This window comes from Mesorhizobium sp. U510 (assembly GCF_059180695.1).
The window spans coordinates 2,020,548-2,036,763 of the sequence record NZ_CP180532.1 but is presented as its reverse complement, the minus strand read 5'-3'; the positions used below and the strand labels follow the sequence as shown (position 1 = coordinate 2,036,763).

Sequence of the window (16,216 nt, the reverse complement as noted above, 5' to 3'; positions counted from 1 at the left end):
TTGAGGTTATCGGACCGTATGCTTGCGGTCCGCTTTCTGTCAAAATACTTGACGACCTTGCCTCCACACTCTGCGAACAACGGGAATGTCGGCGATTTCAACGAAGTGGCAGAGATCGGCGCGGGCGCCGATTCCAATCATCCCTCTGTCGCAAAGGCCGGTCACCGAGGCAGGGACCGAACTAACCGTGGAAATGGCCTTCGCAAGACTCATCCCGATCGGATTCCTTGTCAGTTGAAAGGCTCCATGCAACAGGCTCGCCGGAACGTAATCCGAGGCAAGGATGTCGAGGTGACCGGTTGTCGCCAGCTCACGGGCGCTTATGTTTCCCGAGTGCGAGCTGCCGCGAACGATGTTCGGTGCGCCCATTAAGATGCAAATGCCAAGGGAGCGCGCAATCTCCGCAGCAGCCCGGGTTGTCGGAAATTCAGAGATCAAAACTCCAGCGTCATTCGCTTCTCGAACATGTTCAGCTGTTTCATCATCATGGCTGGCGAGCGGCAGTTGCCGAGCGCGCGCAAGGGCAATAATTCGGCTTCGGTTTTGAGGTCCGATCGTCCGTGAGGCATCGATCCATGCTTCGATTCGACGGTCGGCGTCCTCTGCCGACCAGCCATACTGCTTGATCTGCATTTCACGGAAGCGGTCGAGTTGGGGCGATTGGCGATGACCAGGGGCATGGTCCATCACCGATACGAGTTTCACAAGCGGATCGCCGACCAATGGCGTGAACACGGACATCACCTCTTTGTCGGTCACCTCGCAACGCAAATGCAGAAAATGATCCGCTCGAAGCAGTCCATGGGCCCTGGCTTCACGAATCCCGTCGATGAGAACGGGTAGGATGCGAGCTCGATCAGCTTGCCTGGTATGATCCCGGGTCGTTGATCCTATGCAAAGGGAATCGAAAACTGTCGTGATGCCGGCTGCTATGACCAGCGCATCGTGTGCCATGACCGCCGAAAGATGATTCCACACCACGCCGGCGCGCGGCAGTGCATGCTTCTCCGAATTGTCGGTATGGAGATCGATGAGGCCTGGCGTCACATAGCCGCCTTCGAGGTCGATCGCGCCAGGCACTGTGCTTCTGCCGGCGGCGATGTCGTCGATGTAACCATCGATAATGTGGACTGTTCCATCATAAACTTCATCCGGCAAAACAAGTCGCGCGCCGGTTAATGTCAGTTCGTTCGGGGAGAGCTTTGCCGCTGCACGGTGCGGTGAAGTATCCGTTCTTATGATCATTCAGAGCACCGAGGAAACGAGAAGCTGCGTGTAGGGATGATGCGGATCGTCCAGAACCTGGTCGGCGAGGCCGGTCTCCACCATGTTTCCTCGCCACATCACGATGATGCGGTCCGCCAACAGTCGGGCAACAGACAGGTCGTGGGTGACTATCACGACAGCCACTCCGATATTCATGACCAGGCACCGCAGCAGGTCGAGCAGCCGGGCTTGAACCGATACATCGAGGCCGCCCGTCGGTTCGTCCATAAAGACGAGGCGCGGCTTGGTAACGAGAATTCTGGCAATTTGCAGACGTTGCTGCATGCCACCGGAAAACGTTTTCGGTCGATGATCTGTGCGCAGCAGGTCAATCTCAACCTTGGCAAGCCAATCCTGAGCTTCTTCTCGTATGCGACCATAGTGGCGTGCACCGACTGCCATTGGCCGCTCCCCTATATTGCCACCAGCGGTGACTTCCATTCTAAGGCCATCTCGCGGGTTTTGGTGGACGAGTCCCCAGTCCGTCCGCATCAGCTTCCGGCGTTCCGGCTCCGATAAGGTCAAAATGTCCGTCGGTCCTTTATGATTAAGATCGTAAATGACGGAACCCTGATCAGGCATCAAACGTCCCGACAGGCAGCTGAGCAACGTCGACTTTCCGGATCCGGATTCCCCGACGATCGCGATGATTTCCCGTGGAAAGAGATCGAACGAAAGGTCCCGGCAGCCTACCGTCTTTCCATACATTTTCGTGAGCTGCCGGACGGAAAGCAGCGGCTGGCGGCGGGCGGGCTGGAACTGAGCCGCTGCTCTCATCGTGATTCCGATCCCGTTGCGATTTTCGAGAGTAAGAGCAATTCGATGTCGGCGGGATCGCCACGATCCGGTCCAAGGTGACCATGGTTCCGGCGAGTAGTGCAGTAGTCGGTGTCCGAGCAAACGAACATCCGACGACCCTTGTCACTCATCACGATCTCATCGAGATAACTGTCAGTCGCCCCACAAAGGGAGCAGCATTGCCTCCATCGCTGCACACGAAACGGATGGTCTTCGAAATCGAGGCTCTGCACCTGTGTGTAGGGGGGGACGGCGTAAATCCGCTTTTCACGGCCCGCGCCGAAAAGCTGAATGGCTGGATTGTTCGCTATCTTCGGGTTGTCAAATTTGGGAATAGGTGAAGGCGACATCAAATATCGCCCGTTTGTCATAACTGGATAGCTGTTGGTCGTCGCAATATGACCAAAGCGCGCGATATCTTCGTAAAGTTCGACACTCATCAGACCATATTCTGCATAAGCATGCATCTTACGGGTTTCGGAGTCCCTCGGTTCCAGCCGGCGCAACGGTTCGGGCGACGGCACTTGGTAGACGATAATTTGTCCCTCCTTGAGAGGCGTTTCGGGCACCCGATGACGCGTCTGAATGATTGTGGCAGCCTCGGTTATTTCGGTCGTAGCGATGCCGGCCACACGCTTGAAAAAACGCCGGATGGAGACAGCATTGGTTGCGTCGTCCGCGCCCTGGTCAATCACCTTCAGCGTGTCGTTTGGTCCAATGACACTGGCTGTGACTTGAATGCCGCCGGTCCCCCACCCGTAGGCCAGCGGCATTTCGCGGCTGCCAAATGGAACCTGAAGGCCTGGAACGGCCATGGACTTCAAAATGCATCGCCGGATCATCCTTTTGGACTGTTCGTCCAGATACGCAAAATTGTAGGGTTGGCGGAAGCTGCGGCCGGCTGCGTTGCCATGAGGTCCCGTCATTCCGCGGCCTCCTTGCTTGAAAGGCGGCGGTTATGCTCCTCCCGCAACTGTCTTAGGAATTGCAGGTCGCCCTGGAAATCGACATAGTGAGGCAAAGTGAGATGCGAGACGAAACCGGCCGCCTCGAGATTGTCAGTATGGGACAGAACGAACTCTTCATCCTGAACAGGGTATTTTGCTTCCTCGCCGTATTCCCGACAGCGCAACGATCGGTCAACGATTGCCATTGCCATCGCCTTGCGCTCACTCTTTCCAAATGAGAGACCATATCCGCGGGTGAAGCGCGCAGGCTCGTCTTCCGAGCCCCCGAAGAAATCCAGCATCTGGCATTCCGTGACGATGATGTCGCCAATAGAAACAGAAAAGCCCAATTCCTCGGGTAGGATTTCTATCGTAACGTCCCCAACCCTTGTTTCCCCCACGTAGGGATGGGCAGCGCCATAGCCACGCAGCGCTGAATACGCCAAACCCACGACAAATCCCTCATCGCCACGGGCTAGATTTTGCAAGCGCTGATCGCGACCGGCGGGCATGGCAAGAGGATCTCGGGTGAGATCGAAAACCGGTGACTGGTCGGGTTCCGGCAACTCGGCTTCAATCAGGTCTTCGTCGGAAATGCTGTCGAAGGCACGCGGAAAAGTTGGATCCAGCGGATCATCCGCGACCTTCGCTTTCGGCTTATCGCAATCAACAATATCGAGGTGATCAAAATCAAGCAGCCTATGTGTGTACTCATAGGTCGAACCGAGTATCTGCCCTCCGGGAATGTCCTTGAAGGTAGCTGAGACACGTCGCTGAATGGCCATCCGGGCTGTATCGAGCGCGTTTGACACTGCCAAGCGCGGTAGAGTTGTGCGAAACGCCCGGAGAAGGAAGATCGCCTCAACGGCGTCGCCTTGGGCTTGTTTCAATGCCAATGCCGCAAGCTCTCTATCGTAGACAGAGCCCTCACACATCACTCGGTCGACGGCAAGACCGAACTGCTCGGCAATCTGCCGGACCGTGAGTTCGGGAACTGCTGGGTCTCCCCGCCGATCCTCCGCAACCAAACCATGTGAGTTGAGGATAGCCTCCTCCCCACCTTTTACGGCAACATAGGCCATCTAGATCTCCCCGGAGATGCTGCGAGGAAGAGCGATGATTGCATTTCCGGACGTAAAGAGAACATCGACTCCACTCGGATAAAGCTCATGATTGAGCTTCCAGTCCTTCCAAAACCAGGATGCAAGCCCATCAACGTCCACCGAAACTTCGCGCTGGATGCCCGGTCCACGCCACCGAACGGGCGGACCGCCGTTTAAAGATGGCACCTGGATAACAATCGTCGTCGAGGCCTGAGGCTCCAATTCTGTTCCGGGATTGAACTCGGCCAAGCGCGGCATCGTTATCGGATTGGCCACAATGGCAAATGTCGACCTTTCAACGCTGTCCACAAACGGCACCCCGCAGTGAAACCCAAGGCACTTGCGAACCGAAGGTAGATTCGACCGGGGATCGAGCCAGACTGGTGTTTCGCAATCCGCAAGCGTGAGGCAGACGGCGGCAGTCGCCGGATCAAGGGGACCGACTGCTGCGGTGGCAGAGACCAGCGTTTGCGGCCTGCCGACATATGCATACGCATCTAACACACGGCGGAATGTGTCCTGGCTATCGAAGACAGGATTTGCGAATCCGGGCTCAAGCCCGGCAGTATCCAAAACGCTTATCATTCCGGACTCATGCCTCGAGCCATTGCGAAAAAGTGGACCTTAGTCGAAGCCGCTTTGCGGCTCTTGATCTCACGGCGGGCGGATTGCGCGATTCCAAATTCGGTAACGAAACGAAGTACACCGCTCGCACTGTCATCTGTTCCCTGCAACAGCGCATCGAAAACTGCCGCCAGTTGTGCATGACGCTGGTCGCGCCCGAGGACGAAGGCGAAGCCCGTCATGCCATCGGCCAACCTAACGGCACATCGGGTCATCGTGACTTCACCAAGGTTGAATAGGGCCCCCGTACCCCCGGCGCGTGCGCGCACAAGCACGAGGCCGGTTTCCGGTCGGCGAAGCCAATCAAATTGCGGCTGGATGGCCAGGTTGTCCCAGGCCCGCTCAAGTTCATCGCACCGGGCTCGCGCGAGAACCGCCATCCATCGTTGCCGCTTTTCAACTTCAATCCGCACCGGTGTTCGCCGCTTCGATTAAACGCCCGGCTCAGGTCCGGGCTCATCAGGGTGTTGGGCATTGATGCCTAGATATCTAGGTATCTCCCGGATAGACATAGTTCCTTTTTGCAACGATTTGATGACAGGGCATCGGCCCATCAAGTATTATTGCGATCCCGACTGGCAGAGGGCCGCCTGATCCGCCAGAGGTGGTCTCGGCGAATAAGCCGCCGTGTTCACACGCGACTTTTCGTGCTTATTCGTTCGTTTCAATAAGATATTCGTACCGGTCGCTTCGTATGACGCTGAAAGCGTATTTGATCGGTAAGCCATCCGGCGTTACGTCGACATTGGTCTCAAAAAGTACCGGGCTGGACGAAGATATTCGCAGAAGCTGCGCTTCTTGCGGGCTAGGTCTTCGGGCCGTGATCCGTGTCCATTTCCGCTTATATTCCGCGATGCCGCAGCGCTTCAAGGCGGCAGTGGGAGAGTTCATTCCCTCGAATGCGGTGGCGAGGCCAGGAACGCGCGCTGCCGGATAGTAGCTCGTTCCGGTCGCCAAAGGCCAATCATTGATGAATGAGGTCGACCTGACCTCGGTAACCAGTGCTGAGGGAGCGATGTTCAAATGACTTGCAATATCAGGTTCGACAGAAGTTTCGTTGATCGACAGTATCTCCCGCTTCACGGACTTGTTCTGACCAAGGAGCTTATAAGTGAACCTGGGATCGCTGTTCAGTTTGTGTGAAACGAAATCATCAGCAACAAAGGTTCCGACACCATGCCGAACTCGCAAGGCGCCTTCAGATTCCAAAGCCTTGATGGCATTGCGCACGGTATGCCGATTGACGCCAAATCGGTCTGCCAAGACAAAATCGCCAGGCAGGCGGCCATCCTGGAAGGCTCCCGCATCAATATCATTGAGTAGAGCGGACCGAACCAGTTCCCAACGCTTCATTGATCACCATTTTCTTTTCGATTCGAATCAATATCGTCTCCTGGAGCGATATAACTCCGTGTATTATCGGAAAAGCGGGCAATCGGAAAATGTATCGCCGGGCAGTCCAAGGACGCATGAAAGCGTTGGAGTTAAGCGCGTCGCTTCAGCCCCTTCCGCGACCTCATTCGGAACAGCCGGCCCGGAAATAATGCAAACACGATCATCCGCAGCAGAGCCAGGTCGAAAACCATGGGTAGATTTGTATTTCGGACAGCCGACCGGTTGGTCTGCCGGATGGTCTGCCGGAGTCTCTTCGAAATCACATTCTGGCGGCGCCGTGAAAGTGGCAATTCTGTTGCGGAGTTCAATTGGTAGATGATCGCCATTCCAGGCCTCTGCGCCATACTGGAGCAATTTCTTGGCTACCTCTCGGCGGTCCATATCGCTTTCAACCAAAACGTGCAGCGTCGCACCTTCGGACTGCCACACCTTTCCCGGAATGATCAGGTCCGGCAAGATTGATGTTTTGATGTTACGGTGGCCATGATCGCTGACGATCGCAATCGTGTAATCATCACGCCGACCTGCCCGGCGCAGACTATCCAAACAACGACCAACGAGAGAATCCGCGAAAGCGATCGCGAAATGAGCTTCGTCGCTCCCATAGCCGAAGTCATGCTGGAAGGCGTCCGTGGCATTGATCTCCGTAATGAGAAGATCAGGTGCCTCTTCTGACTCGAGCAGGCTGGCGGCCGCGGCGATCGTAAGCTGGTCACCGATAAGCGTCCTGGTAATGCTGGATACGCCGTCCGGTCCGCTGTATTCAGGTACATAAGAGGGCAGCGGGATGGCCCCCAGTCGGCCGCGTGGATCCTTTATCTTCAGCAGTGACGGCGTACTCCCATCGCTGGGGATCTTGATGAAGCCCGGGCCACGCAGCCAGCAAGGTGGAACATAGATGGACGTATCTTCCGGCTTAATGAGGGCGTGCCCGATGCAAGCCACGTCGAGGCCGGCACGCGAGGCAAGGGTCGCAATCGTCGGAACGAGGAGGTGTTCTGCTTCAGCTGCAACAAAGGCGCCGTCACTCAGGATGCGATTGCCAAAGATACCATGTATCTCGGCTCCGACACCTGTGAGTATGGAAGCCCGACCCGGCATGGAGGTCGCTGGTACCGCAGAGCGCATGCGGCGGACGAGATACCCATCGGCTGCCAGTGACGATAAGTTTGGCAGACGGTTGGCATGTTCTTGGAAATAGTCGGCGCTCACGCCATCGATCATTATGAGAAGAAGTTTTCGATGCGTCATTGCAATCTAGCTCACTCAAAGAGAGATTAACGTTTTATACATGCTATCCAGTGGCCTGCGCCGACTTGCCGAAGATCTGGCGTGACCTTGGCACATTCTGCGCTGGCAATTGAGCACCTCGTTCTAAAGACGCAGCCTGATGGAGGTGTAACAGCGCTCGGAACTTCGCCTTTCAGAACTACCCGTGCTCGGCGAAGACTTGGATGGGGAACGGGAAGCGCTGAAACCAGGGCTTCGGTATAAGGATGAGCGGGCGCATTTCGAAATATTTCGGCCGGTGCGATTTCCACAACCTTACCGAGATACATTACGATTACCCGATCTGCTATATGGCTAACCACTCGCAGATCATGCGAGATGAACAGGATCGTAAGAGCATGCCTTTCCTTCAGATCAAGAAGTAGATTAACGATCTGAGCCTGGACCGAAACATCGAGCGCCGATACGGGCTCATCGGCGACGACGAAATCCGGCTCGGTGGCCAGGGCCCTGGCGATGGCAATCCTTTGGCGTTGCCCCCCACTAAAAGCGTGAGGGTGACGCGAGCCGTGGGCCGGGGATATTCCGACTTGAGATAAGAGTTCGGCGATCCGTACCTGCCGCGCCTGCGTTGTCAGATGAGCTTTGTAGATTGACAGCGGGTCACCAACAATTTCCGCCACAGTCATGCGCGGGTTGAGGCTGCTATACGGGTCCTGGAACACCATCTGCATTTGCCGCCGAAAAGAATACATCTCTTTGGACGACAGAGCTGTCAGATCGGTCCCTTTAAATCGGATCCGACCGGAACTCGGCGTGACAAGCCGCAGCAAGCTCCGACCTAATGTCGTCTTGCCTGAGCCGGATTCGCCGACCACGCCCACGATTTCGCCAGGAGCAATGCAAAACGATATTCCATCGACGGCTTTTATGGATCGTTTCAACCTGAACGGTGAGATGTTGCGGAGTGGCAGATGGACGCGAAGGCTGTCAACTTCAAGCAAGGGCTTGCCACCATTGGTGATCGGGACTGCACCGGTTTCGGGCGTTTCAATATCGCCAATATGAGCATTCATAGGACAGCCTCCGGCTCCCCAGCGGCCTCCACGATTTGACGCCAATGCATGCAACGCACACTGTGCCCGCGGACTGTTTCGAGGTCCGGTGGGCGGTAGGCGCAATCAGCGGCTGCATGGCAGCATCGTGGGCGAAAGGAGCAGCCAATTGACAGGTTTGCGAGGTCCGGAGGATCGCCGGGCACGGCAGAAAGCCGCCGGGAAGATCCGTCTCCGGAGTGGAGGCCCGGCCGCGCTTTTAGTAGACCGCGAGTGTAGGGCATCCACGGATCGTCGAATATCTGCATGACATCGCCTTCTTCGACAATTCGGCCGGCGTACATCACCAGAACCCGGTCAGCGATCTCGGCGACGACGCTGAGGTCATGCGTGATGAACAGCAGTGCCATGCCAGTGTCCGCCTGCAACTCGTGAAGGAGGCCGAGAATTTGCGATTGAACTGTCGCGTCGAGCGCTGTGGTCGGTTCATCGGCGATGAGTAACTTAGGGCGACACGAGAGTGCGATCGCGATCATTGCTCTTTGTCGCATGCCACCGGACAGCTGGTGCGGGTAATCGTCCAGGCGGCGTTGAGCGTCGGGAATACCGACGCGATCAAGCATTGCCTTTGCTTGCCGGCGCGCCTCACGAGCACTGCACTGTTTATGGGTTCGAAGAACCTCCGCGATCTGCTCGCCTATGGTGCAGACGGGATTAAGCGCCGCCGCGGGTTCTTGAAATATCATGGCAATTTCGTTGCCCAAGATCGTGCGTTGACGTCGTTGAGAAACCCGGAGAAGGTCCTCCCCTCCATAGAGGACCTTCCCCGCAACTACGCGCCCCATCGACTTTGGGATAAGGTTCAGGATAGAAAAGGCAGTTGCCGATTTGCCCGATCCGGATTCTCCGACAAGGCACACAGTACTCCCTTGCTGGACCGAGAACGACACATCTTCGACTGCTCTGACAGTGCGACCTTGGGAGTAGAAATAGGTGCGTAGATTTTCGACACGGAGAAGCTCGCTCTGTTTCATCCTAGACTTACCTAGTTGCCGGGAGATCTAGCTTTTCACTTCGTGAAGTGAATGTTGTCGCGGCGAAAGTCCATTGTGTATTCAGTGTTCGGGAGCCACTCAATACCTGATCGGACCCCGTAGAATTCCGGTGCGCGGTACAAATACGTGCCCGGAGCTTCCTCCTCAAAAAGGTCGATCATCTTCTGGTAGATGTCGTGACGACGTCCGCTGTCGAGGGTCGTCTCGCCCTCCTCGGCCAGTTCGTCGAAGCGCGCCTCGTCTTTCCAAAGGTCCTTCGACCAAGTCATGTAGAGGGTGACCGCAGGATCCGTTGGCACGACCCAGTCAGAGCTGTTTCGTGCGGTAAGTACCGGATTGTCCTTGGTGAGTTGGGTCCATCCTTCATCGACGCGGACACTGGCATTTACGCCAATCGCCTTCCACATCTGCACGACGGCTTCCGCAACAGCGACGCCATTGGTGTAGTACACTGGGTGCGTCACGTAGAAGATCGGCTGCCCTTTGTACGATGATTCCTTAAGCAGCTGACGAGCTCGATCCGGGTCGAACGGCGGAGTCGGGCGATTGGGGTCATAAAGCTCGGGTCCCCATGCCTCGTATTGCGCCGAATGCGGAAGCGTGGCCTTGCCATCCCATAGGGCATCGACGAGCAACTGGCGATTGATTGCCAGATTGAGGGCCTGTCGGAGCTTCACATCGGCCATCACCGGATTATAGGTGTTGTATTGAATGAAGTGGTGGTTCATCAAGACACTGCGAACTTCGCAGCAACCCAGACTTTCCACGGCTTTTAATTGATCCGGAGGTATGCTGTTGATAATGTCGACTTCACCATTTGCAAGTGCAGTTATTCTTCCCGACACCTCTGGTATGGACCTGAACGTCAATCTGGAGATCGTGGGGCGTCCACGGAAGTAGGAGTCATTTGCTTTGAGATCGATGCTTTCATCAGGCTGGAGCTTGACGAAATCGAATGGACCTGTGCCCACTGGCTTTTGCCCAAAACCGCTTTCTCCGACCGACTCGAAATATGCCTTCGGCACGATTTCGCTGGTGTGATAGGCCAGCAGCTGAAGCAGGATCGGGCTTGGTGCCTTCGTCGTGATCCTCACAGTTAGGTCATCGACGGCGTCGATTCGCTCGATAACCTTGAGAAGATTGCTGGCTTCGACATAATCGGAAGCCGGATCCAGGATGCGGTCGAACGTGAACTTGACATCAGCACTGGTGAGAGGCTGACCATTGTGGAAATGAACATCGGGCCGGAGTGAAAACTCCGTGGTGCGGTCATCGATCTGCTTCCAGCTCTCTGCCAAGCCGGGCACGAGTTGATAGGACGTCCGGTCCTTGCTTTTGGAAAAGTCCCTCGCGACCAGCGTATCAAACATGTTGTAGGTGATGGGTATGTCCACATTCCCGAGAGCTAGCCCAGGATCGTAATTGGCGCGAACCGTGTTGACGCCAACGGTGAGTGGCGGCCTCGTATCCTCCTGCGCGACAGCGAAGGTCGGCACCAGCATGGCGATGGCCAAGAGTAGTTTTCGCATATGGGGTCTCCAAGATTAAGGTGATGGTGGCTAGTCTTTCCTGCAGGAAATGGGATTGGAGCTGCGGCTCTTACGTGCGGCTCCGGGGATCGAGGGAGGCACGCAGCCAATCACCGATCGTGGCTGCCGCGACGGTGATCATAACGATCACGACACACGGGAATATCGCGAGCCAAGGTGTGGAGATCAGGTAGTTTCTGGCCTCGCCGAGTAGCGATCCGAGGGAAACATTTGGCGGCTGAACACCTACGCCGAGGAAAGAAAGTGAAGACTCCAGCACGACGATCTCGGCAAAGCTCAAGCTGGCCAGAACGACGACAGGCGAGAACGTGTTGGGAAGAACGTGACGCATCGCGATACGCCAAGGCGACGCCCCCGAACATCGAGCCGCTTCGATGAAACTGCGTCCTTGGAGGGCCACGACCTGCCCGCGGACGATGCGGGCATACCTATAGTAGTCCGAAAAGCCGATGATCAGCACCAAAACGAGTGGATGCGTACCAGCTAATGCGACTGCTGTCAGAGCCACCAAAGTGGTTGGCACAGCGGCCTGCGCGTCAACCACAGCCGACAGGCATTGGTCGGCCCATCCTCCTAACGTTCCGGAAATCAATCCGCCCAGCGTGCCCGCGACGACGCCAATAAAGACACCGGCAAAAGCGATGAATAGCGTGGTGCGCGTCGCGAAAAGGAGGCGAGAAAAAACATCGCGCCCAAGATGATCAGTTCCTAACGGATGGTCGTCTGTGCCGCCTGCGAAAACAGGCGGCTGGAGACGACTCAACAGGCTTTGCTCGGAGATATCGTGTGGAGTGATTGCGGGAGCAGCTAAAGCCAACAAGATCATGAGAAACAGAATGGAGAGCGAAATGATCCTCGCTGCCGGCGGGCTGCCACGCCGGGGCGGAGCCAGAACAAGCTTGTCTTCGGTTTCGCCAACAATTGGTTCCGGCACGCGGATATCAATGCTCATGATCACCTCTCACGTATCCTGGGATCCAGCAGGCCGTAGGCAACATCGACAAGAAGGTTGGCGAAGATAATCGCTGCCGAGAAAACCAGAATTCCGAATTGAAGCAGGGCGAAGTCGCGTTTCATGACAGCATCGATCACGAGACGCCCTGCGCCAGGCCAGGCAAAGACCGACTCCGTCACGACCGCGCCCGCAACCAGGCCGCCGAATTGCAAACCCATAATAGTCAAGACAGGGAGTATTGCGTTCCTCAGCCCGTGCTTCAGCACGACGACAGCTGGGCTCAATCCTTTGCTGCGGGCATAGCGCATGTAATCCTGTGCTAAGACCTCAAGCATGCAGGTTCGGACGAGGTGAGCTGTGTTCGCGCACGTCGCAAGAGCGAGCGTGATCACGGGCAGGATAAAATGTTTCCACGTCCCCATGCCGCCACTCGGCAGAAGCCTGAGGGAGAGGCTGAAGATTAAGATGGTGGCGATGCCGACCACGAAATTTGGGATAGCCTGCATCACAACTGTTGCAGTCGTGAGCGAACGATCGAAGAGACTATTGTGACGGAGCGCAGCCCATAGGCCGCCGCACAAGCCGATGGCGACAGACAACACAAACGCTGGAACGGTTAAAAGAAGAGTGTTGGGGACCCGCTCCATAAAAAGTTCGACAACTGGTCTTTTGGAGAAGAAACTTTGCCCAAAATCTCCCCGAAGGAGCGCTTCGCCATACCTTAGATATTGTGTCGCGATGTCATCATTCAGTCCAAGCTTTGCCCTAAGCTCAATTCGTTGTGCTTCGGGCATCTCTGGCGGCATAAGGAAGCCTGTTGGATCTCCCGTCAACCGTGTCGCAAAAAACACGATGGTAAGAATTGCCCATAAGGTAAGTGCGCTGCGCAAAGCTCTAGAGATGAAGAACACAGGTCTTGCTCCACGCAGCAGCCTGAACGGCTATGAGTGATGTACAGATGTCTAGGTATCTTAGGAACCTTCGTGTAACGCTTTGATGACAATGGGACCAAGGAATTTGGTTTTCCTGCAGACAGGGAGGGCTATGGTCGATGTACCGCCTCAGCCAAAGCCGGTTACGCAGCCAGCGTTGTTTGCGTCCCTCCGGCTTCAGCTAGCCCTGCTCCATCGCTGGCGTCATGAGACCGAACCCTCAGAATTTGGTCAGCCGGCGGGTCGTTTGCGGGTGATCGAACGTTGACTCTATCGGGTCGGTCACAAAAAAGCCGACTGCCAGCCACCCGGCTGCCGCGTCTTCGAATTCGCGCACCTTAATGAAAGTCCGGCAGTTCGGTGTGAGTGGAGGCGGGCAATGGGTGAGCGCGATGGCACGACGCTACCGGTGGCATTCGAGCCAGCTTTCACTTGGCAGCGCGTGGCGGGAGCGGCGAGAGCCCGGGCCGCATGGAGCACATCGGATCGATGGAGCACCGCTCGTGACGACCAAACCTGGCGAGTCCCTTCTGAGCTTCTTCTTGTATGCGGCCATAAAGCCGCGCGCCGATCGCCCTTGGCTCTGTCGTAATTCCCCACAGGCGCTAACTTCATCGTGACACCATCCCCTGTAAAGCGGGCCGGCTAATCCGCGGGGGCATCAGCGAATTAGCCACGGCTTCGTGCCGAATTCTCCGTGCTAATCATTGATTTCGATAAGATATTCATATCTGTCGCTTCGTATGACGCTGAATTCATATTTGATCGGCAACCCATCGGGGGTTACATCGACATTGGTCTCAAACAGTACCGGGCTGGACGACGATATCCGTAAGTGTTGTGCCTCCTGCTGGCTGGGTCTTCGTGCCGTTATCCGTGTCCATTTCCGCTTGTATTCCAGAATACCGCAGCGCCTCAAGGCGACAGTGAAGGAGCTTACTCCTTCGAACGCAACTGCAAGACCCGGAGCTCGGCTGATTGGAACGTGGCTCGATCCGGTGGCCAAGGGCCAGTCATTGAGGAACGAAACCCACCTGACCTCAGTAACCAACGCTAACGGAACGATCCTCAAACGCTTTGCGATATCGGATTCAACGGAAGTCTCGTAGACCGACAGTATCTCTCGCTTCACCGATTTGTTCCGACCGAGGACTTTGTAAGTGAACCTGCGATCGCTGTTCAGCCTAGGTGAAACGAAATCATCCGCAACAAAAGTCCCGACACCGTGCTGAACCCGCAAAGCGCCTTCAGATTCCAGGGCCTTAATCGCATTGCGCACCGTGTGGCGATTTACACCAAATCGTTCTGCCAAGACGAAGTCGCCAGGCAAGCGCCCATCCTCGAACGCACCAGCATCGATGTCACTGAGGATAGCAGATCGAACCACTTCCCAGCGCTTCATACCTCACGACTTCCTTTCCGACTTGCGTTAGGCACATGTGTCGTCATGCGCTCGGCGGATTTCGTCGTGATGATTTTGTTTTGGGGCACCATCTCGCCAGACATCGCAAGCAACCATATGGTCGATGGAATAATAACCGACCGGGGCGACGCCAGCGGCAAGCAACCCGTCGATCCAGCTCAACATCAGCCGCGAACGAAGCCGCGCGGCGAGCCCACGGCGTTTTCGATGGCGACACACAATTCTCATGGTGTTTTGCGAAATACCGACATGTACTGCCAAGATGCGTTGTCAAACGGGCGCCTATGCCAGTCTCCGTAACGCTCGAGAAGCTCAAGTCCGCTGATCTTTGCGAGCAAGTCGAGTTCCGTTGGATAAACATATCGCATTTTAATCGGCATCGTCCGGCTTCCGGCCGGTGTGATCCAAAGGTCTTGAGAAACAAAAAGTTGTCTAGGTCGGTCATGCCTGGTAAATCGCACCATCGCGCGCCGTTCATCGATATGAATAACGGTCGTTCGCTGGTCACCATAGAAGCCTGCGCCTGAAAAATTCTCAGTATCTGGATAGTACAAGTGCACCACAAAGCGACCGTCAGGCTTTAACGACTTCGCGACCGATTCAAAGCAGCCAATTTGTTGACCGACGGTCACCATAAGTGAAAAAGTGCTATTAACGCAGTAGACGAGATCATATTGAGTGCCCAGGTCAAACTCTGCCATGTCGCCAAGGTGCGTTGTGACCAAATCGCCACCGGCTTTGGCACGAAGCGATGCAAGCATCCTTTGCGAGTTGTCGAGACCGTGAACCGAAGCTCCCGTCGCCGAAAGGGGCAAGGCGATGTGGCCGTTTCCTACGCCCAGTTCGAGCGTGGTTCCGTTCCTTGCGAAGGGCGTGAGAAAATTGACTGCCCGCGCGTTCTCGACGGACTCATTGAGCGCTTCCACATATTCATCGTAGACATCGCCCCATATTTCACCATAGGCGGTGTAAGCGTCCTTCACTTGCGCATGATCTTTCATGACGTCTTCCTCAATTACCTGTCCAGCCAGTATGTTGATACAGGCCCTTCGGTAATCGCCCGCCAGAGTTGCGCGTACTGGTTTCGTGTCGCCACAGGTCACACTGCCTCGGGCTCGCGAGTACGGGCGTTATCTTTGCCGGCCATGGGTGCTTTCGTGAGCTATTCCTCATCCAAAAATCTGGCTTCAGCTCGAACAATGATGAAGTGCCGCGGAAAGTCCGTTTTGTAGAATTTCGCTTGGCGTTTCGGCGGACAATTTTGATGCATGTCATTTCGAAAGCTCTTGCCAGCAACAGCTTGACTCGAAGAGGGTGAGCTCGGCAGCGAGAGGACAGCCGAGCTTGAGCATGACTTTGCCGCGAGATGCAGGGCCGTATCCTTCGTGCTTTCGAGTTCATTATCAGACGGCTGTCGGCTTCGGGGTCACAGCCGACGATGCGGATCTTCTGCCCGAGGTCGACAAGGGCCGCGAGCTTTTTTGGGAGGCGGTGAACTGCCGATGCCCCCTGCCGTAGAATGCGATCTGACGCAGACCTAACATGTTGCTTCACTTCCTCCGTTCCATCCATCACGACTGACCGCGACATGAACGCTAGTCGACAGCTCTCGCTGCCTGTGCCGCAGCAATTCAAAACTCGTGCCAACTCTGGCCGATCGAGCGGAATGAAACTTTGTGGCTGCTTTTCATCGATTTAGCCTGAGCAAAAACAGGAGATCGGCTAAGGCTGTGTTGCGAATCCGACAAAAGGCGACAAGCTATGTCGGATGGCGTGTTTGAGACGACGGCATCGGAGGCCGGAAGGAAGTCAGGGGACCTCGGTGGCGAGACGAGGCGATTTTGATCGGAAGACCGCGGCAGGGAAGGCGGTTTACGCAAACT

The 16,216-nt window shown here is 55.9% G+C and carries 15 protein-coding genes and 1 pseudogene; all 16 read right to left on the bottom strand.

Going from position 1 to position 16,216, the window contains the following annotated elements; all coding sequences use genetic code 11:
- Nucleotides 1-39: 39 nt before the first annotated feature.
- Nucleotides 40-1,245 (bottom strand): phosphonate metabolism protein PhnM, encoded by a 1,206-nt coding sequence (phnM, locus tag ACLGL5_RS11715; protein ID WP_069091071.1) that lies wholly within the window; start codon nucleotides 1,243-1,245, stop codon nucleotides 40-42.
- A complete protein-coding gene (phnK, locus tag ACLGL5_RS11710; RefSeq protein ID WP_069091070.1) occupies nucleotides 1,246-2,043 on the bottom strand; it encodes a phosphonate C-P lyase system protein PhnK in 798 nt (265 codons plus the stop codon). It lies immediately after the preceding gene.
- Nucleotides 2,040-2,990, bottom strand: coding sequence for an alpha-D-ribose 1-methylphosphonate 5-phosphate C-P-lyase PhnJ (locus ACLGL5_RS11705; RefSeq protein ID WP_069091069.1), 951 nt, complete (start codon nucleotides 2,988-2,990; stop codon nucleotides 2,040-2,042). The genes phnK and ACLGL5_RS11705 overlap by 4 nt, the downstream gene beginning before the upstream one ends.
- Nucleotides 2,987-4,093, bottom strand: coding sequence for a carbon-phosphorus lyase complex subunit (locus tag ACLGL5_RS11700; protein ID WP_069091068.1), 1,107 nt, complete (start codon nucleotides 4,091-4,093; stop codon nucleotides 2,987-2,989). The genes ACLGL5_RS11705 and ACLGL5_RS11700 overlap by 4 nt, the downstream gene beginning before the upstream one ends.
- Nucleotides 4,094-4,699, bottom strand: a complete 606-nt coding sequence (gene phnH / locus ACLGL5_RS11695; RefSeq protein WP_069091067.1) for a phosphonate C-P lyase system protein PhnH — start codon at nucleotides 4,697-4,699, stop codon at nucleotides 4,094-4,096.
- A complete protein-coding gene (gene phnG, locus ACLGL5_RS11690) occupies nucleotides 4,696-5,151 on the bottom strand; it encodes a phosphonate C-P lyase system protein PhnG (RefSeq protein ID WP_069091066.1) in 456 nt (151 codons plus the stop codon). Before phnG ends, phnH begins: the two co-directional genes overlap by 4 nt.
- A gap of 238 nt (nucleotides 5,152-5,389) precedes the next feature.
- Nucleotides 5,390-6,091 carry a phosphonate metabolism transcriptional regulator PhnF gene (gene phnF, locus ACLGL5_RS11685; protein WP_083246551.1) on the bottom strand — a complete coding sequence of 234 codons (702 nt, stop codon included), beginning with the start codon at nucleotides 6,089-6,091 and terminating at the stop codon, nucleotides 5,390-5,392.
- 63 nt (nucleotides 6,092-6,154) lie between these two features.
- Complete coding sequence (locus ACLGL5_RS11680; protein WP_280949034.1) at nucleotides 6,155-7,357, bottom strand: alkaline phosphatase family protein; 1,203 nt, start codon at nucleotides 7,355-7,357, stop codon at nucleotides 6,155-6,157.
- Nucleotides 7,358-7,410: 53 nt separating this feature from the next.
- Complete coding sequence (locus ACLGL5_RS11675) at nucleotides 7,411-8,439, bottom strand: ABC transporter ATP-binding protein (RefSeq protein WP_083246549.1); 1,029 nt, start codon at nucleotides 8,437-8,439, stop codon at nucleotides 7,411-7,413.
- A complete protein-coding gene (locus tag ACLGL5_RS11670; RefSeq protein ID WP_069091065.1) occupies nucleotides 8,436-9,452 on the bottom strand; it encodes an ABC transporter ATP-binding protein in 1,017 nt (338 codons plus the stop codon). Before ACLGL5_RS11670 ends, ACLGL5_RS11675 begins: the two co-directional genes overlap by 4 nt.
- Nucleotides 9,453-9,487: 35 nt before the next feature.
- A complete protein-coding gene (locus ACLGL5_RS11665) occupies nucleotides 9,488-11,002 on the bottom strand; it encodes an ABC transporter substrate-binding protein (protein ID WP_245307029.1) in 1,515 nt (504 codons plus the stop codon).
- A gap of 70 nt (nucleotides 11,003-11,072) precedes the next feature.
- A complete protein-coding gene (locus tag ACLGL5_RS11660; RefSeq protein WP_069091064.1) occupies nucleotides 11,073-11,975 on the bottom strand; it encodes an ABC transporter permease in 903 nt (300 codons plus the stop codon).
- Between the two features lie 2 nt (nucleotides 11,976-11,977).
- Nucleotides 11,978-12,889, bottom strand: a complete 912-nt coding sequence (locus tag ACLGL5_RS11655; RefSeq protein WP_027033194.1) for an ABC transporter permease — start codon at nucleotides 12,887-12,889, stop codon at nucleotides 11,978-11,980.
- A gap of 721 nt (nucleotides 12,890-13,610) precedes the next feature.
- Complete coding sequence (phnF, locus tag ACLGL5_RS11650; RefSeq protein WP_069091063.1) at nucleotides 13,611-14,312, bottom strand: phosphonate metabolism transcriptional regulator PhnF; 702 nt, start codon at nucleotides 14,310-14,312, stop codon at nucleotides 13,611-13,613.
- A 245-nt stretch (nucleotides 14,313-14,557) separates the two neighbouring features.
- Nucleotides 14,558-15,334, bottom strand: a complete 777-nt coding sequence (locus ACLGL5_RS11645) for a class I SAM-dependent methyltransferase (protein WP_069091062.1) — start codon at nucleotides 15,332-15,334, stop codon at nucleotides 14,558-14,560.
- A gap of 344 nt (nucleotides 15,335-15,678) precedes the next feature.
- Nucleotides 15,679-15,877: pseudogene (gene nifH, locus ACLGL5_RS11640) on the bottom strand (nitrogenase reductase); the annotation flags it as partial.
- Nucleotides 15,878-16,216: the final 339 nt, after the last annotated feature.